The organism is Paludibacterium purpuratum, assembly GCF_004363805.1.
Taxonomy (GTDB): domain Bacteria; phylum Pseudomonadota; class Gammaproteobacteria; order Burkholderiales; family Chromobacteriaceae; genus Paludibacterium; species Paludibacterium purpuratum.
This window is the reverse complement of the sequence record NZ_SNZP01000029.1, coordinates 1-1578: the sequence shown is the minus strand read 5'-3', so window position 1 is coordinate 1578 and position 1578 is coordinate 1. Positions and strand designations below refer to the sequence as shown.

The 1578-nt window shown below is 58.3% G+C and carries 2 protein-coding genes; both read right to left on the bottom strand.

Annotation, left to right across the window (positions count from 1 at the left end; translation table 11 throughout):
* The coding region (locus tag DFP86_RS19165; RefSeq protein WP_208108413.1) for a T6SS immunity protein Tli4 family protein at window positions 1-659 on the bottom strand (659 nt) is incomplete at its 3' end.
* 10 nt (window positions 660-669) lie between these two features.
* A partial coding sequence (locus DFP86_RS19400) for a hypothetical protein (RefSeq protein ID WP_208108412.1) occupies window positions 670-1578 on the bottom strand: 909 nt, incomplete at its 5' end.

Below are 1578 nucleotides of genomic sequence, written 5' to 3'. Positions count from 1 at the left end.
AAAAGTGATGGCTGACTTCTGAACAGGACATTACTCTCTATTCTTATCCAAACATCCGGATTTTTTTTCAACTGAAATGCCAAGCTGGCATTCTCTGCTTGTGGCGTCTTGCCATCGTTGGCAATGAAGCCATTTTTGATACAAATGCCTGGTTCGGTGGGGATGTCGCGCTGGTCGCGGTAGCGCAGACTGCGTAGATAGGTGCTGAAACGACTCACCAGCGAATCGATTTGCTGATCGTCGTAGGCACCTTTGGAAGTGGTGAAGGCCCAGCCCCAATCCCACTTGAAGGTGTCGATGCTGTACATCGGCGTATTGAAAGGGTCGTCATAGCCCAGCAAGATCGTGCCATTTTTTTCAAGCTTGATCTCTTTATTGAACTGATAGTAACTGGCTGCGTAGGTTCGCGCTTTCAGGTCTTTGATCTTTTGATCGATCCGCGCTTGCAAAGCCGCCGTCCCCATCTTCTCGCTTGCAATCCGGGCGCCCTGATAGGTATTGCCTTGCCCTTTCAGTTCGGCCTCGACCGGGATATCCACCAGATAACGGCCGAAACAGTAAGTCTTGGTCTTGTCGAACATCACAGGCTCCGCGGCGTAGAGGGTGGGGGCGAGCCAGGTGAGCGTCAGCCCCAGTAAATAAACGATTCGTGGGTTCATGACTTGGCTTTCAATAAGGCACGGGTGCCGGCGCCTGCTCCGCCACCAGGCGCGCGATGCTATATACGGTGGCCTGCAGGGCATAGCGATTGGCGAAGCTATTTTGGTGGTCGAAGCCGGTGATGCGGAACACCGCCTGCGGGGTCGGCTGCAGCCGGTCCAGCACCTGGGCCGAGTCGCGCGGCACCGTGCCGTCGCCGCCCTGGTTACGCACGTTCGCCAGCTTCAGCTTGACGCGGGCATCCTGCGCGTCTTGTGAATACAGCGGCACCGTCGATTGCCCGTTCAGCGTATGGCCACTGTCTTGATTGATCACCAGCGGCAGTACGTCATCGTGCGGCAGCTTATCCGTTTGCCAGGTGATGTGGCCAAAGGCGCGGTATTTCTTCTCGTCGATACCGTAATAGCCATAGGTTTGCGGGTGAGCGTACAAGCCCAGCGTGTCGTGAAAGCGCCGCGCCTTTTTTAATGCCTCGATGTGATTGCCCAATGGAGAATCGCCTGCATTAGTGATGGAGCCGGCCGGATCGATCAGCTTCGGATCCAGCATGCCCCACCAGCAGTCTTCGGTGGTCTTGCTGTAGATCTCCTCATACGGATCGGCTTGCGGCAAGGCCATGACCACTTGCTCGTTCTGCGCCACTTGCAGCCAGCCGGGCGGATAGTGCTTGGTCGGCAACAGTTCCAGCGGGCCGGGCGAGCAGGCCAAGGTCGGCGTGATATCGGCCGCATTCCAACCGACGATGGCCGCTACCGCCGCACCTTCCAGGTCAAACACACCACCCACCTCGGTGCCGGCGCGGAAACGCCGGTACACCACCGGCGCACCGGCCACCGGCTGTACACCGTGCACCACGCCGAGCATCTTGTCGGGTGCGAGCTGCGCCGCGCGCCGCGTCACCAGCCCGCCCATCGAATG